General features: G+C 57.3%; 23 protein-coding genes and 4 pseudogenes. 11 read left to right on the top strand and 16 right to left on the bottom strand.

All coding sequences use genetic code 11. The annotated features are described in order from the left end of the window. Nucleotides 1-292: 292 nt before the first annotated feature. Nucleotides 293-571, bottom strand: a pseudogene (locus tag ACJ70B_RS18685) (helix-turn-helix transcriptional regulator); the annotation flags it as partial. A 132-nt stretch (nt 572-703) separates the two neighbouring features. Here ACJ70B_RS18685 and ACJ70B_RS18680 point away from each other — a divergent pair. Next, nucleotides 704-1,027 (top strand): hypothetical protein, encoded by a 324-nt coding sequence (locus ACJ70B_RS18680; RefSeq protein ID WP_408960528.1) that lies wholly within the window; start codon nt 704-706, stop codon nt 1,025-1,027. 352 nt (nt 1,028-1,379) lie between these two features. On the opposite strand, the pseudogene ACJ70B_RS18675 reads toward ACJ70B_RS18680, so the two are convergent. Both ACJ70B_RS18675 and ACJ70B_RS18670 read right to left on the bottom strand, forming a co-directional pair. After that, nucleotides 1,380-1,514 (bottom strand): annotated as a pseudogene (locus tag ACJ70B_RS18675) (DUF955 domain-containing protein); the annotation flags it as partial. A gap of 87 nt (nt 1,515-1,601) precedes the next feature. Continuing rightward, nucleotides 1,602-1,820: pseudogene (locus ACJ70B_RS18670) on the bottom strand (hypothetical protein). Between the two features lie 912 nt (nt 1,821-2,732). On the opposite strand from ACJ70B_RS18670, the gene ACJ70B_RS18665 reads away from it, so the two are divergent. Next, nucleotides 2,733-3,932, top strand: a complete 1,200-nt coding sequence (locus ACJ70B_RS18665; RefSeq protein ID WP_408960527.1) for an FAD-dependent oxidoreductase — start codon at nt 2,733-2,735, stop codon at nt 3,930-3,932. A 38-nt stretch (nt 3,933-3,970) separates the two neighbouring features. Here the strand turns inward: ACJ70B_RS18665 and ACJ70B_RS18660 are convergent, their stop codons facing one another. From ACJ70B_RS18660 to ACJ70B_RS18650, 3 genes are all read right to left on the bottom strand, one after another. Further along, complete coding sequence (locus tag ACJ70B_RS18660) at nt 3,971-4,954, bottom strand: asparaginase (RefSeq protein ID WP_408960526.1); 984 nt, start codon at nt 4,952-4,954, stop codon at nt 3,971-3,973. Between the two features lie 143 nt (nt 4,955-5,097). Then, nucleotides 5,098-6,867 carry a Na+/H+ antiporter NhaC family protein gene (locus ACJ70B_RS18655; RefSeq protein WP_408960525.1) on the bottom strand — a complete coding sequence of 590 codons (1,770 nt, stop codon included), beginning with the start codon at nt 6,865-6,867 and terminating at the stop codon, nt 5,098-5,100. A 197-nt stretch (nt 6,868-7,064) separates the two neighbouring features. Then, nucleotides 7,065-7,829 (bottom strand): IclR family transcriptional regulator, encoded by a 765-nt coding sequence (locus tag ACJ70B_RS18650; RefSeq protein WP_408960524.1) that lies wholly within the window; start codon nt 7,827-7,829, stop codon nt 7,065-7,067. A gap of 432 nt (nt 7,830-8,261) precedes the next feature. On the opposite strand from ACJ70B_RS18650, the gene ACJ70B_RS18645 reads away from it, so the two are divergent. From ACJ70B_RS18645 to ACJ70B_RS18610, 8 genes and pseudogenes are all read left to right on the top strand, one after another. Continuing rightward, a complete protein-coding gene (locus ACJ70B_RS18645; RefSeq protein WP_408960523.1) occupies nt 8,262-9,497 on the top strand; it encodes a methylaspartate ammonia-lyase in 1,236 nt (411 codons plus the stop codon). Between the two features lie 216 nt (nt 9,498-9,713). Then, a pseudogene (locus ACJ70B_RS18640) lies at nt 9,714-10,448 on the top strand (IS6 family transposase). Between the two features lie 3 nt (nt 10,449-10,451). After that, nucleotides 10,452-11,372, top strand: coding sequence for a PQQ-binding-like beta-propeller repeat protein (locus ACJ70B_RS18635; RefSeq protein ID WP_408960522.1), 921 nt, complete (start codon nt 10,452-10,454; stop codon nt 11,370-11,372). A 911-nt stretch (nt 11,373-12,283) separates the two neighbouring features. Next, entirely contained in the window at nt 12,284-13,162 is an 879-nt protein-coding gene (locus ACJ70B_RS18630; RefSeq protein WP_408960521.1) for a manganese catalase family protein, read from the top strand. Between the two features lie 14 nt (nt 13,163-13,176). After that, the gene (locus tag ACJ70B_RS18625) at nt 13,177-14,052 is read left to right on the top strand and encodes a hypothetical protein (RefSeq protein ID WP_408960520.1); all 876 of its coding nucleotides are present in this window, start codon (nt 13,177-13,179) and stop codon (nt 14,050-14,052) included. A gap of 105 nt (nt 14,053-14,157) precedes the next feature. After that, a complete protein-coding gene (locus tag ACJ70B_RS18620) occupies nt 14,158-14,409 on the top strand; it encodes a hypothetical protein (RefSeq protein WP_408960519.1) in 252 nt (83 codons plus the stop codon). A 158-nt stretch (nt 14,410-14,567) separates the two neighbouring features. Beyond that, the gene (locus ACJ70B_RS18615; RefSeq protein ID WP_408960518.1) at nt 14,568-15,383 is read left to right on the top strand and encodes a class I SAM-dependent methyltransferase; all 816 of its coding nucleotides are present in this window, start codon (nt 14,568-14,570) and stop codon (nt 15,381-15,383) included. Then, nucleotides 15,370-15,693 carry a hypothetical protein gene (locus ACJ70B_RS18610; RefSeq protein ID WP_408960716.1) on the top strand — a complete coding sequence of 108 codons (324 nt, stop codon included), beginning with the start codon at nt 15,370-15,372 and terminating at the stop codon, nt 15,691-15,693. Before ACJ70B_RS18615 ends, ACJ70B_RS18610 begins: the two co-directional genes overlap by 14 nt. A gap of 127 nt (nt 15,694-15,820) precedes the next feature. Here ACJ70B_RS18610 and ACJ70B_RS18605 read toward each other — a convergent pair whose 3' ends face one another. The 7 genes from ACJ70B_RS18605 to ACJ70B_RS18575 form a co-directional block, all read right to left on the bottom strand. Continuing rightward, complete coding sequence (locus ACJ70B_RS18605; protein WP_408960517.1) at nt 15,821-16,726, bottom strand: hypothetical protein; 906 nt, start codon at nt 16,724-16,726, stop codon at nt 15,821-15,823. Next, nucleotides 16,723-17,463 (bottom strand): hypothetical protein, encoded by a 741-nt coding sequence (locus ACJ70B_RS18600; RefSeq protein WP_408960516.1) that lies wholly within the window; start codon nt 17,461-17,463, stop codon nt 16,723-16,725. The genes ACJ70B_RS18605 and ACJ70B_RS18600 overlap by 4 nt, the downstream gene beginning before the upstream one ends. Next, the gene (locus tag ACJ70B_RS18595) at nt 17,460-18,320 is read right to left on the bottom strand and encodes a hypothetical protein (protein ID WP_408960515.1); all 861 of its coding nucleotides are present in this window, start codon (nt 18,318-18,320) and stop codon (nt 17,460-17,462) included. The genes ACJ70B_RS18600 and ACJ70B_RS18595 overlap by 4 nt, the downstream gene beginning before the upstream one ends. A 206-nt stretch (nt 18,321-18,526) precedes the next feature. After that, nucleotides 18,527-18,661, bottom strand: coding sequence for a hypothetical protein (locus ACJ70B_RS18590; RefSeq protein ID WP_408960514.1), 135 nt, complete (start codon nt 18,659-18,661; stop codon nt 18,527-18,529). Nucleotides 18,662-18,723: 62 nt separating this feature from the next. Continuing rightward, nucleotides 18,724-19,044, bottom strand: coding sequence for a hypothetical protein (locus ACJ70B_RS18585; RefSeq protein WP_408960513.1), 321 nt, complete (start codon nt 19,042-19,044; stop codon nt 18,724-18,726). Further along, nucleotides 19,044-19,424 (bottom strand): hypothetical protein, encoded by a 381-nt coding sequence (locus ACJ70B_RS18580; RefSeq protein ID WP_408960512.1) that lies wholly within the window; start codon nt 19,422-19,424, stop codon nt 19,044-19,046. Before ACJ70B_RS18580 ends, ACJ70B_RS18585 begins: the two co-directional genes overlap by 1 nt. Continuing rightward, nucleotides 19,424-19,702, bottom strand: coding sequence for a hypothetical protein (locus ACJ70B_RS18575; RefSeq protein ID WP_408960511.1), 279 nt, complete (start codon nt 19,700-19,702; stop codon nt 19,424-19,426). The genes ACJ70B_RS18580 and ACJ70B_RS18575 overlap by 1 nt, the downstream gene beginning before the upstream one ends. Nucleotides 19,703-19,877: 175 nt before the next feature. Between ACJ70B_RS18575 and ACJ70B_RS18570 the strand changes: the two genes are divergently transcribed. Beyond that, nucleotides 19,878-20,102, top strand: coding sequence for a hypothetical protein (locus ACJ70B_RS18570; protein ID WP_408960510.1), 225 nt, complete (start codon nt 19,878-19,880; stop codon nt 20,100-20,102). Nucleotides 20,103-20,213: 111 nt separating this feature from the next. Here ACJ70B_RS18570 and arsB read toward each other — a convergent pair whose 3' ends face one another. Genes arsB through ACJ70B_RS18555 form a run of 3 tightly spaced genes read right to left on the bottom strand, consistent with a single transcriptional unit; the run spans nt 20,214 to nt 22,211 of the window. Then, nucleotides 20,214-21,380 carry an ACR3 family arsenite efflux transporter gene (gene arsB / locus ACJ70B_RS18565; protein WP_408960509.1) on the bottom strand — a complete coding sequence of 389 codons (1,167 nt, stop codon included), beginning with the start codon at nt 21,378-21,380 and terminating at the stop codon, nt 20,214-20,216. Next, the gene (locus ACJ70B_RS18560) at nt 21,373-21,816 is read right to left on the bottom strand and encodes a low molecular weight phosphatase family protein (protein ID WP_408960508.1); all 444 of its coding nucleotides are present in this window, start codon (nt 21,814-21,816) and stop codon (nt 21,373-21,375) included. The genes arsB and ACJ70B_RS18560 overlap by 8 nt, the downstream gene beginning before the upstream one ends. Continuing rightward, the gene (locus tag ACJ70B_RS18555) at nt 21,813-22,211 is read right to left on the bottom strand and encodes an ArsR/SmtB family transcription factor (RefSeq protein WP_408960507.1); all 399 of its coding nucleotides are present in this window, start codon (nt 22,209-22,211) and stop codon (nt 21,813-21,815) included. The genes ACJ70B_RS18560 and ACJ70B_RS18555 overlap by 4 nt, the downstream gene beginning before the upstream one ends. Nucleotides 22,212-22,296: the final 85 nt, after the last annotated feature.

Below are 22,296 nucleotides of genomic sequence, written 5' to 3'. Positions count from 1 at the left end.
AACGTCGATACCTGTTTATCCACGACGTCCTGAAAACCGCTATTTCTGGTAGAATTTCTCCCACCCTTTCGACCGTTTTCACTCTGGATAAGGGGTGTGTAGTCACTTGTTCATTCAATCTCTTCTTCTAAGATCCTCAGTCATCTTAACCAACATAACTCCGATTTGGCTTGGCTCGTTGGTTAAGTCTTGCTGCGCTCTCCAAAGAGCATCGGCGATTTCCCGCTTCACACTCCTAGTTCTGACGGTCGAAGCCGACGCTGTCCAGCGATTCACCAGAGCCCAGAAATTAGTACAGCACCTCGAGTGCCTTGCCGGTCAGTAGCTCGGGGAAGTCGATATAGGAGTGCTGGCAAACGAGGTCTTGGTAGAGTTCGACGGCACGAGCATCCGATGGGACTACTCGTTTTCGACGGCCGTCGCGTTCCGTGTAGACGAGCCCCTTCTCGACGAGGTCGGCGACGGCACGAGAGAGATAGCTCTCGCTGTGGTCGAGCTTCGTCGCGAGCTTGGAGATCGTGTCGCCGCGGTCGACCGTGGCGAGGACCTCGAGTTCGATGCGCCGGAGCACGGTGCAACATAGTACGAAACTTGTATATAAAGAAGATTTGAGTACACCCAGCAATCGCAAGAACCGTCTCTATCGTCTTAACCAACAAAACTATGGATTCGTGGGCCATGTTGGTTAACACGAGAGTAGCCGATGTCCTACGAACTCCCGACCCCACCGGCGAACCTCCCGACAGAGATCGTCAACACGTTCAATGAAGCCACACCGGAGCATCTTCGGGACGTTGCCAGCTACGCCGAGGCGTTGGCCGAACATAAAGAGCGGGAAGCTCGTCTCGAGGAGGAGGTGGACGACGCCGACGTGGAGGAGCGCCCCGATGACCTCCCGGACGACGTGCCGGCGAAGGCGACGATCACGATCAAGGAAATCAACGACAATCAGTACTACTACTGGCAGTGGCGGGAAGGAGATTCAGTGACGTCGAAGTACAAGGGGCCAGTCAATCCCGACGAATGACTCAGCTCAAGAGTGGGAGGCACTCACCCCATGTTTCCGTCGTTTCTCCATAACACCCCCCGTTTTCGAGTAGTAAATGCAGGGAGAATCAGAGCGAAATTAGTTCTTACTCCGGAGAAACATGGGGTGGGTGTGTCCCTAGAGTATCCGTTTAATCCGATCGATCAATCCGCACTCTCGTTAGAGTGGAAACATGGTCTAGGAAATCACCCCTCATTTCCGCTCTATAACCTCTCCATACCACCTCAGGCTATGTTTTTCAAATCTATAGAGCGGAAACGTGGGGTGTCCCCGTCGTCGGTGTGACACTGGACACGATGGGGTGTGGACACTGGACATCGAGCAACTCTTAGAATACCTCGCTGGCCTGCGCCACATCAACGCCATCGCCAAGCTCCTTGATCCCCTGTTCGATTGTACTGTGTATCTCGTCGTGTCGCGTGTCGGTTTCATTGAACGAGGCCGATGGGTCGCTGGTCATAGCTATTGAGGTCACTGAATCGAGTTCACCGCGATTGCGGCAGTTCAGAACATGTCGCACCCCGTAGGGACGTACAAAAAACCGAGCTCTCGGTTACCGGAGTTCGTGGGGTTCGTCAGCGAAGCCGACTATGACGAGGTACTCAAGGTACTCGTCGAATCGATCGACATTGCTGGGCGTGTCGGTCGCAAGGCGGCGCACCCATTCAATAGCCTACCGAAAGGCCGGATCAATGTCCTCTGATTGTGTGTTGTCGATATCAACCGGAATGTCGTCGATTAAGACGTTGTCGGCACTCTGTTGCTGACTCACAGGAAGTTATCTCTGGACGAGGACCCTCGGTGGACTCCTTGCCCTCTCTAGGGCGCAAAAAACGTGGTCGACGACGCCCAGCCCGATCAATTCTCGAAACATCGCTCCGAACGCCGGCTGAGTAGATGACATACTCCTAGATTATGGCTGGCTCAGTGTAACTATAGAGTCTTTCCGTAGCCCTACACAAGAGCGAGAATTAAGTAGTTGGCGACGATGTTTCTCCACGTTGAAGAAGTTTCCTCACGAACTTGACTTACCACTATAGTCGTAACAACCGCTGAGACGCCGCTTTCTGCCAAGAATGTTTAACTAGACAGTACCCTCTCCCAAGATTCTTCTAAATCCCCCTCATAGCTCTCGCTGAGCAGGTCTGCGAGCATCTGCCAACTTAACAGTACGACCTGCTCACTTCTCAAACTGGTCCAACTAGGCCGTGACGGAATTCTGTTATGATTAGAAGCTATTAGTATTTCTTCACCATCGAAATATCATTTATGGGTAGGATCGATCTATGGTCTCGTACTCTTCGGACGACGAGGGATCGATAAGCCGCTGCGACCACGCTCAAGCGACCGAGAAATACGATCTCGGACGCTGTGTTTCGTGTCGATAGCTACGGCCATCTCATACTCTCTCTCTCGGCTAAGATTGAGCGCTCACATCGACCACGTCGATCGAAACGAGCTCGAAGTAGAGCTCACGCACTCGAGATGCGCAGTGATCGATTCCATAGCTTACAGAGAGGTGTCACGTGACTCTGAAGGAATCTTGATTAGTACATACATTACTATAATGTATTGTATATATTTAATAAGTATATTAGACACATTGGCGGAGGTGGTACACGAGGCACTGCCGGTTGCTCGTAGCCATCACAACGAATATCGGGTGCGACAGCGTTGATCTGCTATGAAACAAACTAAGCAAACTAGACGAACTATCGATATAGCGGTAATCGGTGGCGGTGTTATCGGCATAACGACTGCAATCTACCTCGAACTCCGTGGATATTCGACTGCGATCTACACGGAAAAAGTGCCGTTTCGTGACGAGTTGGATCCAGAGTTTGCAACGCCGTATGCAGCCGCATCGATCAAACCGGCGTCTGTGACCATCTCTGACCAGCACCGTCTTCTCGCAATTTCGCAGGACGTGTTCGGGTTGCTTGCCGCCGCGGGATCAATGGGCGTCCGCCAGCAGCCCCACTTCGTGTTGTCCGAAGAGGACCAGTCGGACCCGGAATACGCAACGACAGTTCGTGGGTTTCGCCGTCTTTCAGAGGTCGAACGATATCCCCGGCGACCGGACGCTCGTTCCGTGTTCGGCTGGCGGTTCGACGCGTATTTTGCCGAGCTACCGGTGTATCTTTCTCGTTGTTATACGCTCTACGACTCCCTTGGTGGGACCGTTCACAAGCGGTCGCTTACCCGTGATGCCTGCCGTGATCTTCCCGGCGATGTACTGGTAAACTGCGCTGGGCTCGGCTCTCGACGATTGTTCGACGATCCCCGACCGTGGATGGTCCACGTTGGACATCAGGTCCTCGCCGACGGACTCTCTCTCGTTCAAAACGAGTCCGGTGACCTCTTCTCCTATAACTATGTACCTGACCCCGATACGATTCCGGACGGACTCGCCGGTGAGGTATATGCCTATCCTCGGATGGACACGATAGTACTCGGTGGTAGTCGCATACCCGTCTCACCCGACGAAGACTGGGATGGGCAGATTCTCGGTAGTTCTCGATCCGTTGGAGGAGTAGAGGTTCCGTCGCGAATCATCGCGATCAACGACGAACTGCTCGACGCGTATGCGGATGTCGCTATCACGGAGGGGGAACTCGTAGGCCGATATGGATTTCGTCCGGTACGTGACCCTGATGGCCACGGTGTCCGCATCGAACGTGTTTCTCGTAACGGCCGCCCAGTCGTTCACAACTGTGGCCACGGTGGTGCGGGCGTAACCCTCTCCTGGGGTTCCGCAGCGAAAGCATGCGAACTTGTGAGCGACGTACTCGATCCTAGTCCAAAGCCCCTCTCCGTATCCCGAGAGTTCGCCGTCGCCGAGCGTTTGGCTGCACGGATACGGTCTGACAGCTACGCAGAGTAAACCCGCTCAACGTCGTCCGAGCCGACTCTCAGTCGTAGCTACTGGTATCCGTGACCGCTGAGCTGCCCGGTGTCAAACGCTTCTCGAACCGTTTCTTTCGAATGACATGACAAGGCCACCAGAAGCTTGATTCGGGCCTTGTGAGCGGACAGGTTCGATGCGAACAGGACGCCTTTCTCCTCGAGAACGGCGGCCCCGCCGTCGGAGCCGTACACTGGCGAGACGACTCCGTTTCGACATCTCGTCGCGATCACGACGACGACATCGTTGACGGCACTATCGATAGCGTCTGCAACGGCCGTGGGAACATTTCCTACTCCGAGCGCATCGACGACGATTCCGTCGACACCGCGATCGACAGCGTGGCCGATCTGACTCCCGCCAGTATCAGTCGATGTCTGTACGAGTTCGACGTTCGCCGTGATATCCCGAACGGGGAGCGTGACTGAGAGACTCTCGGGTCGACGGTAGAACCAGAGTCCGTCCGGCGTCCGATCGGCGATCGGTCCATACGCACCTGAATCGTATGCATCGAGATTCGTACTGTGATCCTTCGTCACCGGCCGTGCCGCGTGAAGACGGTCATTGAAGAAGACGTAGGTGCCTGTCCGAACGTAGTCGTGGCTCGCTGCAGTGAGCGCCCCACGAAGGTTCGCCGGCCCGTCGGGGCTCAGGCTATCGTCCGGTCGTTGTGCCCCAGTAAGGACGACTGGCACGTCGACATCGAGTACGAGATCAAGGTAGTACGCGGTCTCTTCGATCGTATCGGTTCCGTGGAGGACGACGACTCCGTCGACGTCATCGGCGATGCCGCGAACGCGGTCACCGAGCGCCACGAGGTCGTCGATCGTCAGCTCTGAACTCGGCGTTTGCGCGACCTGTTCCAGTTCGACATCGACGTGATCGAAACTCTCCGGATACGCTCGTACTAGCTCTTGAACCGATTCAGTCGGGACTGCGCCGGTGTCGCTTGAGGTACTCGCGATCGTGCCACCGGTGGCGATAACGTAGACAGTCGGCATACGTCATACTGTCTGAACGAAACGTATACCGGTTGTGATTAATCTCGACTGCGAGCTGATCGATATCGACCGGATCTGTTACGGATGTCTCTGGACGCCTACTCTCAATGGTATCAAAACAGCAGAAACGGAACGCTACCGGCTTAGTAGCCAAGCGTCATGAATGCGAACACGAGACAGAGATATGCGATGACGACACTGACGGCGAGTAGCGGAATCGACTCGAGGAACGCGTACGCACCGTTGATCCGCGTTTCATCGGTCGAAGTTCCGTTCTCGATCGCATCGACGTCGATTTCTCCGTTATCGATGGCGTCGGTGGTCGGCATGACTTCGGGGAGATCCTTTCGGCCAGCGTCGAATTTGTTCAGTGCGATGACGGCGGCCGCGGTAAGGACGATCGACAGCGGCAGTAACACGAGTGCCGAGGTCAGCCCGAGCGCGTACAGGAGCAACATGAGCACCGTTACGCCGGCCGCCGTCATCGCGAATGGGATTTGCGTTCGCACGTGATCGATATGATCTGAACCGGCGAAGATCGACGACATAACCGTGGTATCACTGATCGGTGAGACGTGATCGCCCCAGATCGCCCCGCCGAACAGAACTCCCGTGAGGACTGGGAGGATCGATAGTCCGGACAGTTCGTAGCCGAGTGGAATCGCAAGCGGCGTCAGGATAGCCATGGTGCCCCACGACGTTCCCGTCGTGAACGCGATGAACATCGCCGCGAGGAAGATCAGCAGCGGTAGGAACGAGCCGGGGATACCACTGTTGACCATGATATCGACGATGTATTCGGCAGTTCCGACCTGTTCGGCGGCATGACCGATGCTCCACGCGAGGACGATGATCGCTGCCGCGATCATCATCGTCTTGAAGCCGTTGATCACGGTGTCGCTCGCCTCTTCGAGATCCATGGTTCCGAAACCGATAGCACCGAGCATCCCGACGACCATGAAGGCGAACGATCCGTACAGAAGCCCGAGTGCAACGTCGGTTTCCTGGAACGCGGTCGCAATGTCAACACCGGACTGATGGCCACCTCCGAGCCACCACATCGAAACGAGCCCGACGACCAGAAGCGAGAGGATCGGCGCGAAGAAATTGACCAGCGTCGGATTCTTCTCGCTTGGTTCACCGACATCGGTCGTGATATCCGAGAGCGGTGTCGCGTCATCCCGGTGTGTCTTCTTCTCCTTGCGCGACCGCCATTCCGCGTCTAGCATTGGACCGTAGAATCGCTGTGTGATCGAAATGAACCCGACCATGAAAAACGCCAGAAAACAGTATATATTCCATGGAATGCTCTGTAGAAAGAGTCCGAACGCGGTAAGTCCGACCTCTTCGGCGCTGAACTTGGCAGCCTCGAACCCGACGATGATCATCGATACTTGATAGCCGATCCAGTTCGAGACGGGTCCGAAGGTCGCAACCGGCGATGTCGTCGAGTCAAGCACGTAGGCGTGCATCTCTCGAGACGTGTTGTTCTTCTGTGAGAGGTCGCGAGTCGCGTTCCCGGTCACGATGGTACTCGTATATGAATCGAAGAAGATGAAGATCCCGATAAGCCACGTCAGTATTTGTGAGTCACGAGCGGTGTTTACTCGATGGCCGATCCAGTTCTGTAACGCGATAATACCACCCGACTTGTAGATGAACGCGGCACCGGCACCCATGAACATGATCAGGATCAGGAACTTGGTGTCGAACGGCGATCTAATGACCTCGACGATCCAGTCCATCGACAGTGCCGTCGCCGCGATCGGATTCCAATCGGCGATCATTAACGCACCGATCCAAACGCCGGCGAACAGGGACACCAACACCTGCCGCGTATACATCGCGAGTGTGATCGCGAGCAGCGGCGGAGCTAGTGCAAGTGCTGCGAACGGCAGTGATTCGTATGACATACACACTCAATGTGTGAGTCGTACTATTTTAATCCTTTGAAGAAAGTCAGAGAAGCAAGCAGATGTGTGCGCCCAGTGTCGTTCTCTACAGGGTATTCAACGGATATCGCTAGGGAATAGATGCATACCGAATTCGATCTATGAGTATAGCACCCCCAATTGGTCGATTATCGGTTCTTTCGTCAACCTTGAACCGATTATAGGTGACCCTGTGAGACTAGTTCCGTCTCGAAATTCGGCACAACTCGCTGCAGGATGTCCGGGAATTCCTGGTGGAGGTCAGCGTCTTCGATCCGGTATGCCGGACCGGAGATTGTGAACCCGCCGATGAGTCTCCCATTAGGACCCTCGGCGATGACGCCGGCGACGCGTTTGCCTGGAATCGATTCCTGATCGTTGATTGCATAGCCCCGTTCTCGAATATGCTCAAGCTCGGCATCGAGTTCCGCCCGGGACGTGATCGTCTCCTCAGTGAGTTCCGGGAGACCCCACCGGTCGGCGATCTCGTCGACGCGTGACTCCGGCAATCGAGCGAGGATTGCCTTTCCGATGGCCGTCGTATGCATGTACTCGTAGTTGTTGAGCCGAGAACTCGGCTTGGCGGAACTGCCAACTGAATCAAACAGCGTCACGATGCGACCATTCTCCTCGATTCCAAAATCGGATTCCTCGTTCGACTGCTCGGCGAGTTCGATTACGTACTTGCCCGCCAGTTCGTATACTTTGCTACGGTTCCGGACGTACATCCCAATGTGATAGAACCGAGCCCCGGGTCGGTATTCGTCGCCGTCGGAGACGACATAGCCGTGTTTTGCAAGAGTATAGAGGTGTTTGTAGACGGTGCTTTCAGACAGTTCAAGCGCCGCTGCGAGTTCGGCCGGTGTCGCCCCGTCGAGTTCCTGAATTGCTTCGATCACCGCTAACGATGTTTCGGTCGTCGTCAAAAGTTGACTCTCGGTCATACGTTCCCTTTCTCTCCAAACGTTATAAGTCTATGTATCATGGAATTACCTCATTCAACATGGTGATCACCCTAACTACATCGATAGTAGGGCCTCCCCCCCTTGCTCAATATAGGTATCCTAGTACCGTGTACCATAATTTTCTCTCCCTCTCCTTTGTAGAGACTTCCACCTTTCCCATCGGAGCTGAGTCGTTGAAATAGGACACCGAAAATTCACCTATCTCGTACCACTACTTTGATCTGCATCCGGTGTTACATCCATATGCATGTAATCTCTGCCGTTCTCCTAACCCGATAAAAACTGTGTTAGTGATCTCTCCATATATGATAGAATGAACGGCGAAATCAGATCGAACACAGCCCAAAACAACGACTTATTCATAATAGGAATTTATATATAACACCTCAATAAATACTAACACGGATACAAATGACAGAGATAGATAACGTAACCGCAGTGGTAACAACAGGTGGGTACTACTTCGACGATAAGGAGGCTATTGTTGCGAACGCAAACCGCGATGGGTTTCTCTATAAAGGAGAGACAATTACCTCGGGATTCACCGATGTCCGTCAACCGGCTGAAGCAGCAAGTGTAATAATCGAACTTGAAGACGGTCAAACCGGCCTCGGTGATTGTACAGCGGTCCAATACTCCGGATTCGGTGGTCGCGATGCATTTTTTACTGCGGAGGACCACCTCGACGAGATTGAGACGACAATTTCGGAGGCACTTGTCGGTCGAGATGCCAGTGCGTTTACGAGTAACATCGATACCCTGAGCGATATTGCTGACACGGAAGATTTACATACAGCAGTCCGATACGGAGTCTCCCAAGCGTTACTCGATGCCGCAGCGACAGCTTCTGCACGGACGATGACAGAGGTAGTTAGTGCCGAATACGGGATCGATCATACGCCTCAGCCAGTTCCAATCTTCTGTCAAAGCGGCAGTGATCGCCGACGAAACGCCGAAAAGATGATTCTTAAAGAAGTCCCTATTCTTCCCCATGGGCTGTTTAATTCGGTAGATGAGATTGGCCAGGAAGGAGAACAGCTCCTTAAGTACCTTAAGTGGCTCAGTGAACGAGTGACCGAACTTGGCTCGCCAACCTATGATCCGACGTTCCACATTGACATCTACGGAACAATCGGTGAAATATTTGCACCTCCGTACGACCGTAACGAAGTGATAGACTACTTCGCAGCCCTCGACAACGCCGCGTCGCCGTATTCGCTCCAAATAGAGAGCCCGATAGAGGCAGGATCACGCGACGAGCAGATTCGTGTGCTCGGAGTGCTCCGAGACGCCTTAACCGAGTGTTCAGTACCTGTAGACATCATCGCCGACGAGTTTTGCAACACCTACGACGATGTCACCGCCTTTGTCGACTCTGGTGCCGTCGATGTAGTCCAGATCAAGACGCCCGATCTCGGTGAGATCACTGCAAGTATCGATGCTGTCCAGTACTGCCAAAACACTGATACACGTGCATACTTAGGTGGAAGCTGCGCGGAAACGGATGTCTCTGCTCGAGTCTGTGCACAGGTGGCGCTCGCAACGCAACCGGCGCAGCTACTAGCCAAGCCCGGGATGGGAGTCGATGAAGGATATGAGATCGTTGCCAATGAGATGGCTCGGATATCCTCTCGAATAAACAGTTAAAAACCCTCCGAAGTAGAGCGTTAGTTGAAGGAATGAAAGCGCTGCAAGCAGAAGCGGCGCGTAGGGATCATTCAAATCTTACAATCTTGGGAAGTTGCGGAACGCGGCAGTAAATACCGTGAACTAGCTCCGGCAGGTTCGCTGGTACGATGGTCCCCAGGGCACCGTCTAGTTAGCGCGGTTTGAGAAGTGAGCAGGTCGTAGAGTTGGTTTGGAATGATGCTCGCAGACCTGCTCAGCGAGAGCTACGCGGCGGAATTTGATGAATGTTGGGAGCGTGAGCGGACGGCGACGCCCGTCAGGGCGTTCGCCGTCCGGCTCCACGCAACCGGTTGTTCGCTTCGAGAGACACAAGCAATTCTCCGCTCACTCGGCGTTGAACGCTCTCATCACGCGATCTGGCACTGGATACATCGGCTGGCTGACAGCGTACCAGACCCGCCGACGTCCACGAGAGCCACGCTCTCGTGCGGCCCATCAGAACGCAAAGCGTTCTGAGGACGGCGCAGCCGTCGGCGGGTCGCGGTTGATGAAACCGCTGTCAGGATTAACGGTGAACGATCTTGGCTGTACGCTGCAATAGACCTCGACACAAAACTCATTCTCGACGTCGCGCTCTTTGGGCGTCGAGGCACCGATCCAGCTGCTGCGTTTCTGCATGGACTCACCGAAAAACACGATCTCTCCGACGCTGAGTTTCTCGTTGATGGCTACGGTTATCTGACTGCCCTCTCCCGATTGGGATTGAGCGGTCACCTCGATTACGTTGATCGAAACCACATCGAAAAGTGGTTTCACACGCTCAAAATGCGGGTTGACCGCTTCCATAACTCGTGGGTCGGCAGTCGGGCGAGCGTCAGAGAGTGTCTTGAACAGCTCGTACACTATTACAACATACAGCGACCCCACCAGTCACTCAACGGACAGACGCCAGCGGAGGTGCTAAACTAGACAGTGCCGAATGTCCAGACATACGATCGCGATCTGAAAAGCGAGTGGACCGCTCCCGACGGTGGCAAGGTAGCTGGGATCCGTGACGGGACAGTTTACGCTGCTGGTCACACTGATGACGGGACTGTCGTCCACGCTCACTTGCTCGCTGATGGCAGTCGGCAGTGGCGGACGACATATGGGGATTCAGACACACTCACTCATCTTATTCCGACTGCCGGCGCCGTCCTCCTGACTGATTCAATGATCATGGCTTTCTCGCCATCAGACGGGACTCAGAAGTGGTCCCACGACACCCCCGCTCCAGTGCATCACGCCGTCGGGAACGAAGCACTTTACTTCGCTCAAACCGGCCTCGGCAAGGCTACACTTCGCTCGGGATTCGGCGAGATACAGCATGGGCACCTAAAGACGGTGGAACTACTCGACACGCCACGGATACAGTCGCCACTGACGTACATCGACGACCGCCTGTACTTCATGGTCACCTTCCCGAGCGACGGAGGCGTTGTCGTGGCCTTCGAGGATGGACGCGAGCAGTGGCGAACCCCGATCGGCGTCAGTTCATACACCGGCCAAGCAGTTGACCAAGACGCTGCCTACGCCGCGGGAGTGCGGACGAGTGAAGACCGAATCGACGGGGGCCTCCTCGGTGCGTACGCGCTCAACGCTGAAGGGCGCGAACAGTGGCAGAAGGAAACAGACGGATGGATACACGCGCCCATCCTTGCTGGCGGAAACGGAACGGCGGAAACCGTTCTCGTGTACGGCGGTGGCGATGGTGGTAACATCTACGCGTTTGACGCGAATGACGGCACACAACTCTGGAACGTCGAAACGACCGCCGAAGTTGATGCAATCGCGCCGGTTGGCTCACGCGTGTACGCCGGGACGCGAGACGGGACGGTTTTCGCGCTGGCTTGACGGAACCTGCCTCCGAAGCTCAAACCAGATCGAGAATCCGGACCGCTACGAAAACTGGTCTCGGGGCGGTACAGCATCGCCATCATGGGCTGGAGCAGGATCGAATTCCCAGAGCATGGTCGGTGGTGGGAAGAGTAGGCAAGCGCAACGCCCTTCTTTGTTGGTGTGCGCCGGACCGACCCTGACCCCGCCGCCCCATCCTTCTGCTCTGTGCTCGCTTTGCTGCGCGCGCAGCCACGACCTCAAGAACGGATTTCAATAGAGGAATTCAGAATAGGAGAATTCTCGGGAATAGCCATTTTTGGGTGATCTATATATTGATATTTGAATGGATAGGTCCCGTCGTCAGTTTCTAATTAAATTTGGTGCGGTCTAAAGCCGAACGAGGCCCTTGATACTCCGGACGTGTTGGTGTGTGATGAGGATGATTTCGGAGAGTACGAGACAAAGTTTGGTCGGTTCCCGATTGTAGATGGACTGCTTCTAACGGATAATACGTACTCGTTGAGACGGTTAGGTCAGATCTCTCTGCCAACGCAAATCCACGGTAAGAATCTACATTTGGAGAATTTCGGCACTGTCTAGTTGAGCCAATTTGAGAAGTGAGTAGGTCGTACTGTTGAGCTGGTTGATGCTCGCAGACCTGCTCAGCGAGAGCTACAAGGGGTTTAGAAGGATCCCAGTCGTTCGTTCCTGCAGATCAGAGTTCACCTGTATCGTTCGATTTACGCGCTTCAAATTTAAGTCGTCTCGATGCTGACTCTGCGCCCTGTATTCTGCAGATAATCAATTCCATCCCACGGCACTCGCGAGTAGGCTTGATGCGAGCCACGCTACTGATTTTGCCCACTTACTGTCAATGTGTTGTAAGTTGCGAATAACAATCACCGATCCTATCCTCGAGAAACACGATGTTCTACCACGAAGGAGATGAACTCCAGTACCCGGTTGAGGTCGAAGAGCCGGACCCAGAGTTCGCGAAAATGCTCCAAGAAGGAATCGGCGGTATCGAGGGCGAAGTGCGCGTCGCAATGCAATACATGGCCCAGGCGATGGGCCTGCCGAAAACTGAAGAGTTCAAGCCGTACCGGCGTGCACTCATCGACACCGCCGCCGAGGAGTTCGGCCACGTCGAGATGTACGCCACGGCGATCCACAAGAACCTCCAAGGGGCTCCCACGACCGTCGGAAACGACGGGACACCCGAGTACCAGCCACGCCAGTTCCTCTCGGCCGGTTTGAATCCACTGTTCGTCGATGCGAACGGCGTACCGTTCAACGGCAACTATGTCATCGCGAGCGGCAATCTAGCAGCTGATATGTACGCGAACATCGCTGCAGAGTCAACCGGGCGACAGCTCGCCTGCCGCCTGTACGAGATGACCGACGATCCGGGGATGAAGGACATGCTCTCGTATCTCATCGCGCGCGATACGATGCACCAAAACCAATGGATCCAGATCTTGAAAGATCTCGGCGATCCGGAAGACCCCTACGACGTGGTGCCGATCCCCGACAGCTTCCCCGACGAAGCAGAAAACCAGCAGTACAATTACGCCTTCATGTCCACGAACCTCGAGCAACAGCCCGATCCCGAGGAGCCGTGGACGTCGGGCGTCGCTCCCGACGACGAAGGCGAGTTCTCGTACTTCACACAGCACGAACTGGAGGGCTACGATCCGGACATTCAGGCATCCGATCCGGCGACGTTCAACAACCCCATTCCCGAAGGCGAGGACGCACTCGTCGGTGAGGAGGACAGTGACGACGGGAAGGGCGCTGGAGACTAATCCAAGACGCCACAATGAACCCCTCTACGGCATCAGCAAGCGGCGACGATGGCTCCGTTCCGACGTCGCGGCGGACGTTCCTTGCAGCGGCTGGCGCGACGGCCGCGGCCGGATTCATGTCAGGTCCAGCGAGCGGCGAACCAGCGACGGGCTCGCAGTCGGCGACGGTCGCCGTTAGTCCGCCACACCGGCCTGCGGTGGACGACGCGATGGACAGATTGACCGAACGCCGGCGACGGGCTATCACCCTCGACGTCACTGCGTCGACCGCCGGGTTCCGCCGCTTCGCCGACCGCGAGGTAGACGTGCTCGTCGCCGGTCGGCCGATCCTGGCCGCGGAACGTGGGACGGTCCGCGAGAATGAAGGCGACTACGAAGCGCGAGTGGTGCCGACTGCCACGGCCGCGCTTCGGCCGCCGCAGTCGTCCTGGGCGGACCCTCTCCGCCCGTCCCGTCTGGTCGAAGCCTGGTCGACCGACGACCCCGTCCAGACGTGGGCAGAGATCGCACCACTTGGGGAAGCGGACGACGCGGACGTTCGAATCGCTAACGCGCAAACCACTGTGGATCGGACGGGTGATCGTCTCGCTGGCGAAGTGACGCCGCTCCCGACAGACACCTTGACTCTCGTCCGTGGCGTGCGCTCGCACCAGTACGCCGCCGGTCGGGGTGGCGTCGGCTACTACGAACCCGACGCAGAGTGGTTCGGTCGGCCGGGGACCACGGGACACGAGGCCGCGGACGTACGGCTCGTTCGGTTGTCCTTCCTCTATGCCGATCGACACTCGCTCCGACGACCCGAGGTCCAGACCCTGCTTCGCGCGTACGGCCACACGAGTGCGGACGCGGTCGGGACGGTCGCGTTCTACGCCGATCCCCATGGCGGGTGATAGCGCCGTCGACCGCGACGGTGTGGTAGCGGACAGAAAACACCGGTTGGCCGACCGGTCACTGTGCTCTCACACGACGAAATGAACCAGCAAACGAACGAGCAGATGACGGACGACGAATCGAGTACAAACGATCGAACCCCGGACCCGGTGTCGGTTCCGCGCCAGGTACACTGCGAACTGAAGACCCTTCGGCAGATGGGAACCCACGACCTCCTCTCCGAAGAGATCCTCGAGGCGCTCGACGACTACGGGTTCGAAGCGACGCGAGAGTGGATCCTCGGCAACCCGGATCGATACGTCAAGGCCGTCTACTGCGGCACCGAGGATCGAACTATTGCCGACGACTCGTCATAGAACGGTCCCGATCGAAATCGTTTGGCTCTGGTCGACTGACCGTCACGTTCACACTCGTTGATTCTCACGCTTCAGGAGGAAACGGGATTTGCGTCGAGTCGACTGGCACAGAACCTCTATGCTCCCGCGAGTCGTACCTGAATGATTGGTGAAGTTCAATGGCAGGCAATGGCGGATGGCAACTGACGGAAAGTGGTCCTGAGGCCTACGAGCAGTATCTGGTTCCTCCGCTCTTTGGCCCGTGGGCGGAGCGCCTCATCAAACATGCCAACATCCGAGAAGGAGACCGAGTCCTCGATGTCGGCTGTGGCACTGGCATCATGGCCCGACGTGCGGCGACCCATGTCGGTGAACAGGGAACCGTCGTTGGCATCGATATTAACGAGGCGATGCTCACGGTGGCCAGAACGGCTACTGCCGATATTACGCCGGCGATCGAGTGGCGACAGGGGGATGCGACAGCGCTCCCCTTCTCTGACGAGACCTTCGACGTGATATTTTGTCAACAGGCGCTTCAGTTCGTCGAGGATCCCGCTGTCGCGCTCCGGGAGATGCATCGCGTACTTGCGCCGGAAGGCCGGCTAGCGGTCAGTGTCTTCCGGCCGCTTTCGTACAACGTTGGATACGACAAGCTAGCCGAGGCGCTGGAGCGACATGCCGGGGCCGAGGCTGGAATGATGATGCGATCGCCATTCCGCGGGCACAGTAGGAAGGAGCTTCGCGCCCTGGCCGAAGACGCAGGGTTCAGTGACCCAGTCATTACGATCGAGATTAGCTCAGTGCGTTATCCCTCGGTAGAAGAGTTCGTCCGTCGAGAGGCTGCTAGCTCACCGTTGGCAGGTTCCTTGGATTCCTTGGATCGCGGTGTCCGAGAAGTACTCCTCGACGACATTGCGGAGGCGCTCCACGATTACATCGACGATCAGGGGATTGTTATCCCGCTGGATTCCCACGTCCTCGTTGCCCAGCGCTAACAGCGAGGATGAATCAGGTCCAGAACAGTACTTCGGAAGTAGCGCTATAGAGGTTGTCCACGGCACGACGCCACCTACAAGTGTTCCTGCAACAGAGAGTTCAATTCACTCTAGGGTCGCTAGGGTCGTCAGTAGCGCCCTGATATTCTCGGTCTCAATAGTCAGGTTGAGGAGAGCAGTCAGCGTCTCGACCACTCAAAAGCTTGAGGAACTTTCTCGAAAAGAGGTGAGTATCAAAGGCCGTGTCTCACTGGCCGTGACCGGCTGGACGACGATCCACTTCCCCAAGCGCGGCCGCTGGTGGGAGTAGTCAGGACGGAACCCATTTTTGCTAGTATCAGTTGTTGGTAATACGATTTCTTTATTCAGCCGCACAGCTGTATTTTTCTCACGCGATTCATCCTGATTCTGGTGTTCCATCGGTTGCCTGTTAGTCGTTACTTCTCTGATTCTTGATACTGTTCGCTGAGGGGCTTCAGACGCAGTTCTCCGAAGCCATATCGGGAGTGTGAGCCGACCCGGGTGAGGCCGTTCTTCGCGGTCTCCACCGGACGGTCGCCGAGGTACTTCACGACCTGCCCGTGGTCCACCGTCACCAGTCTGAATACCTCGCGCTGTTCGAGGATCTTCTCTTCACGGAGTCGCAGGTCGTCACGGTTCTCAGCCCACCACCACGGTACGGGCCGGTCGTCCGCGTCGGGATACTCCGACTCCACCACGAACGGCGTCACGAGTTCGATGAGGTACGTCTCCACGCCTTCGAGCCGCGAGTAGTCCAGTTCATCGAGGTCCACCATCTGCGTGTCCTTCAGCTGGACCTCGCCGTAGCCGTAGTTCCGCTTGCCGCCGAACTGGAGGCCCTCCAGCACATCCTCGCCGAGCGGGAGTACCGTCGGGTCATCGGCGTGCAGGTAGGCATGAACGTACCATTTCGTGGTCTGCTGTTGCTTCCGCTGGTCCTCCCGCCGACCCATGATGGTCTCGTGAGCGAGCGCCGGGTGGCCGCCGTGGACGCGGAGATTGTGCGTGTTCAGCGCGTCCCGAGCGCGGGTATCCAGCAACCACCGTTGCATCGCTTCCCGCTGGAGGAAGAGGTCGTCGTAGGCCTCAGCGTCGGGGAGGCAACTCCCGAGGTACGGGCGGATGCCCGACTGCGTGTGTTCCTCGGGGAACGTCCCGAACTGACCGGGCACGAAGACGCCGTGACTGGCCGACACCGACCCGTGCGTCTCGGGATCGAGGTGCTGACCGAGGGCGTGCAGGATGGCGTTCCCCGAGCCGTAGTACGGGTGGCCGATGTAGTCCATCCGCAATTCCCACAGGACTTGCTGAATAGCCGTCATCGGTCGGGCCTCCATTCAGCGTAGTCCTCGATGTACTGGAGCGCCGCGCTCCAGGACTGCATCCGCCGAAGGTTGGCATCGAGGGTCATGTCGTACTTGTCGTGGCCGGTATCGAGCGGGTGCGCCGTCAGGCGGTTCCACGCTGACGCCCACGACCGCCACGGACGACTCCCAAGCCGGGCCGACGGATTCCCGTCCGTGTTCTCGTCGATACGGAGCGCGAAGCGGTCGCCGTCGAAGACCGTGCGGAACGGGACGACGTCGCCCGCCGGGTCCACGATGAGCCGGAGATTGCCGAAGTCGTGGTCGGCCCGGTAGTTGTCCAGTAGCGCCGCCACGAGGAGCGTGTGGAACTTCAACGAGGTATACGGGTGATACACGGACTCGTTGAACGCGGCGGCCACGTCGGACGCCAGCCACCTCTCGTGCGCGGTCTGTGCGTCCTCGATACCGATGAGGTCCGACACCTCGCTCTCGATAGTCGCCCGCGAGAACTCACCAGAGTCATAGGCCGTCTTGCCGGTGAGCAAGGACAACCGATAGTGGTCGTCGTGGGTCGGGACGGTCTGCTCCTGCTTCTGCTGAGGCCGCGAGAGCGCCGCGGCATCGCCGTCAGCGCCCTCGGGCACCGACTGGTTCACGGGCACGCCAGCGAACTCCCCGCGGGCGTCCTCGTGGCTCTCGCCGGTGAACTTGTGGGCGTCGTGCCGGAAGGCGGTGAGCATCGTGTCGGTCACGATTCGGCCTCCACACGCGCCGACAAGGCGCTCTCGAACTCAGGAAGGTACTCGTCGGCCCATTCGTCGTCCTTGTCGTCCATCTTGTTCGTGTTGCCCTTCCCGCGGTCGAACACTCGCCGCAGCTCGGTCTCATTGTAGAGCGGATTCACGAGCTCGCAATCGACGATCCCACCGCCGAAGTTCCGCGCACCACCGAGTTGGTGCATGAAGTCGGTCTTGTGCGCGTCCAGGTAGTCGATGGCTTCGGCCAGTAGCGCGACGAACTCGGGCTTTGTCTCCCGGAAGGAGAGGTGCCATGCACCGTCGAAGTTCCCGACGGCGTCCAGTTTGGCGTTCCGTAGCGGCTCCCGGTTGTCTTCCTCGTTTCGGGAGACGACGTTCCGGTTGAGGCGGCGGTAGTGGCCTTCGGCCTGCCCTCGCGTGTAATCCACGCTGGAGCGGACGGGCGAGAACTGGATCGGGCGGCGCATCACCTTGCCGGGGCGGTTCCCGAAGCCGCCGAAGAGGTCGAGAATCACGCACCCGTTGCCGTCTTCATCTTCGAGGCAGTCGCCTTTCGGGTGATACCCGGCGTCGAGGTCGCGGTTGTAGACGCCGTCCTTGCGGAAGTTTGCGTTCGCCTCCCCGGGGTGGCAGGCGGTGCCGCCGCGTTCCTGGACGACCTTCTCCATTCCGTGGCGAAGCCAACCAGAGAGGCTGAACGCCGGGATGATGCCGCCGATCTGGTTCTGCGGGTCGTCGTCCTCGTAGTTGCCGTTCGAGGCGTGGTGTCTGTCGGTCATGATGCTGTCCCCGACCACCAGCAGGTCGGTCTGAATCCGTACGAACACGTCGCGGTCGATATCTTCAATCATGGTTTGGTGTCGTTGGTTGGTTGTCGGTCGATTCCGTGGCGGTCGGTCGCCACCCGGAGTGCCCGTTCGGGGAGTCGAACCCCGGCACACGCTTTGCTCCCCGACTCACTGCGCCCGAAGACATCCCCGAGCGTCGGTCGGTGGTGGGACAGGAGGTTGACGTGAGCACACCGTGTAGCGGGCTCATAATGTGGTTGTGGGGAGAGTCAGCAGGCGTCCAGTGCGGCCTCCAGCGCGTCCAGAGAGCCGTAGCCGACGCCGCCGATCCGATACTCCGTGTAGTTCTCGCCAGCTTCAGTGCGGACGATCCGGGCCGTCACGCGGGCGTCACTGGTCTGCATCGTCGTCCTCCCTCGCTGCGTGCGCCTGTTCAAGTAGATCGACGGCCAGCGCCTCTGCCTGCTCAGCCGAGAGATGCACCAGTGTTCCGACGGACTCGTCGTCGTCCGTGCTCACCTCGAAGCCGAGCGGGATGCCGCCACGACCGACGACGTGGGGTTTCGATGATGCCGTTCGGATTGTCGCACAGCGCATCGAGTTCGGCGCTCACAAGCCCCGAGCGGACGTGTGCGAGGTTCCGTGTCGTCTCGTACGCCCATCGCTCATCGTCGTCGCGGTCTGCCAGATCCAGCAGACGGTTCTGTTGGGCGGTGATCTCCGCATCGGGGATGTCTCCGGCAGCTGCTCCGGCGACCGCCGCTTGGAGAAACTCGCGGCGCTGCATCAGAGATCACCCTCGCCTTCGAGGTTTCCTTCGGCTGCATCCGCTGCGACGACGAGCCGGGCAGCGAGATCGCGGGCGTCGTCGGGATCGAGGCCGGTGCCGACCTCAATGGGGCCGGAACTCCACCGGAGCCCGACGCCGCTCCAGCCGTTCTCTTCGTGAACGCCTTCGACTTCGAGCGGGCCGTCGTTCATGTCCGCCGTGACGTGGACGTTGTTCAGCCCGCCCGGAACGGAGCCACAGTCTGTGACCGAGTACGTCCCGTCGTCGGTCACGCTCCGGTCTTCGATGACCGCGCCTGTATCTGGTGTTTCTGCACCTGCCACCTGTGGTAGTCCGGCGAGTGCGGCTGCCGCACCGAGGAAGGTTCGGCGCTGCATCACAGACCCTCCTTGACTGCGTCCCGCGCCTCGATCAGGCGTGCCGTCCACGCGCCGGCCTCGGCAGCACTGATGCCCGGAATCTCGCTCCAGTCGGTGTTTTCGTGCTGCTCGATCAGCTCGGCGAGATCGAGGTCTGCTTCCACGTTTTCGGTGGTCGATTCGTCCGTCGTGCCGGAACCTCTCTTGTTGGTAATCCGATTTCTTGAATCAGGTTTGGCGGTCGGTGCTTCAGTCGTGTCGGCACGTTCTTGTGCCGCGACGTTGGATTTCTTCATGCTTCGTGTCTCCACGAAGCGCGGGGTCGGTGCCTTCAACACCGGCCTCATCTTCTGAGGCGTCCCGCGCTTCTCAGTTACATCTATACCCCCCTACCCATTTAATAATTAGCATCAAAGCAAACTATTGGCTATGGTGCGAAGTTAAGTGGCAATGGTGCTAATGTAGAAGTAGATGGCTTCCGGAACACTTGACGTGGGAAAATACCGCGCGATCATGACAACGACGGATCGAGAGAGAATCACGGGAGAGGCTGATGTATCCGACGAAAAGCGATACCAAGCGATTCACCGCGTACGAAGCAGGATTGAGGAATTAGAGACGGACGTCGAAGTCCTCGCCGAGCATCATCCCGATCTCCTCGACGAGCTCCGCGACGTCGTCTGCGAGGAAGAGTAACAGTAGTTGCCAATACGGTTTCTTTATTCAGAGATAGGAATGAAACAGCCGCTCAATACAGGGGATAGACCTACCGCTTAGTACAGAGGATGAATTCAAAGAATGTAGTTGTTAGTCCTCTTCAAGAACGGGGCTTGACGGTGCTGCGCCCGGACTTTCCGATGTCGTCTCAGTCCAGTCGAGCCGGCGCTGGAAATACAACGCCACATTGACCAATGCGAGGAGCACCGGCACCTCGATCAGCGGCCCAACAACCGTCGTGAAGGCGACGCCGGAGCCGACACCGAACACGGCAACAGCTACTGCGATGGCCAGTTCGAAGTTGTTGCTCGCCGCTGTGAACCCGATGGCCGTCGTCGTCGAGTAGTCTGCACCGATCCCTTTCCCCATCCCGAAGCTCACCAGGAACATCACGACGAAGTAGACCGTCAATGGCACTGCGATGAGAAGTACGTCACCCGGCGACGCGACGATGTTCTTACCCTGCGTGGCGAACATAACGATGACCGTAAACAGTAATGCGACCAATGTCAGCGGGTCGATTTTCGGGATAATCTCGTCCTCGTACCACGATTGACTTTTGACTCGCGTACCGGCGTACCGAGTAAGAAAGCCGGCGGCGAAGGGGATTCCGAGGAACACGACGATGGCCTCGAAGACCTGCATCGGCGTGATATTGAACGTCTGAATCCCGGCGACCAATGCCTCCATCCCGAGCAGTGGGGGGAGAAACAGCCCGAAAAACCAGACGTACACGCCGTAGGTGATGATCTGGAAGAGGCTGTTGAACGCGACTAAACCAGTCACGTATTCGGTCGAGCCCTCGGCGAGTTCGTTCCAGACGAGCACCATCGCAATACACCGCGCCATACCGATGAAGACGAGTCCAAGGAAGTACTCGGGACGCGCCGGCAGGCCGGGCACGAGCCCACTAAAGAAGACAACCGCAAGCCCGAACATGAGCGTCGGGCCGATAAGCCAATTTTGAATGAGACTGAGGCTGAGCACGCGCCAGTTGCTGAAGACGGCCCGGAGCCGCGAGTAGTCCGCCTTCGCCAGCGGCGGATACATCATGAGAATCAGACCAATCTCGACGAGATGCAAGTCCTGAATCGGTTGGGTGACCGAGGGGGCGACAAATCCAAGCCCGACACCGATCGCCATTGCACCGAAGATCCAGACGGTGAGGTACTTATCGAGGAAGTCCATCGACCGGGGATCGCCGCAGCTCTTACAGTCGCAGTTCGGACCGTGTTCGTGGGCGTCTGCATTACTCATCTTTGTTCATCTCCCGCTCGATTTCGTCAAATAGGGCCTGCACACGTTGGCGGACAGTGTCTCGGATATTGCGTGCCTCGGCAAGGTCTTTCCCATCAGGGTCGTCAAGGGCCCAATCTCGTACGTCAACGGTAGAGTTGTCAGCGTCGAGTTCGAGTGTCGAACAGCCCATCGTGGCGACATAGTCACACGATTCGAGTTCGGCAGTGGTAATCTCGCGTGGGGTCCGGTCTGACAGGTCGAATCCTTTGTCCTCCATCACTTCGATGACCACCTCGTGGACAGCGTCTGCCGGGTGTGTGCCGCCTGTGAGGATTTCGACCTCGTCTGTTAAACCTCGCTTTTGCCGCTCCTGTTGGGCAAATGCAGTTGCCATCTGGCTTCGCCCGGCGTTCTGGACACACATGAATGCCACCCGGATAGCGGGAGTACTCATTCGTCCCCCTCCCTGGTGTCATCAAGTGCTTCAAGAAGTGCCGTTGCTCGGTCGGTCGCTTCGTAATAGCGCCAGGTCCCGTCTTTGCGACGTGTGACAAGACCGGCGTCGTAGAGGTCGGAGAGTGCATGGCTTACGGCGCTGTCACTGACATCGACCACAGGCGTGAGTTCGCAGACGCAGAGTTCACGTTCTGCAATAGCGAGGAGATGAACAATCGTATACCGAGTATCGTTACTGAGGGCTTTGAGGGCTACACGATCTCGCTCGGTGTCTGTTGGGAAGTTAGTAATGTGGCTTTCGAGTAACTCAATTCGTGCATCGATATCAGCAGCACAACATTCCCCCTCTTGTTCAGTAATGAGGCGCTCAAGCCGATCCGGCTGTTGACTCATAGATGTTTGTATGAACACCTCTTCATATAGGCGTTTTGGAACACAACCTCTGCTGTTTATGTGACGCTAAATACGCACATATACG

It is taken from the genome of Natrinema sp. 74 (genome assembly GCF_046097095.1).
In the GTDB taxonomy this organism is placed as follows: Archaea; Halobacteriota; Halobacteria; order Halobacteriales; family Natrialbaceae; genus Natrinema.
This window is presented reverse-complemented; position numbering and strand designations above follow the sequence as displayed.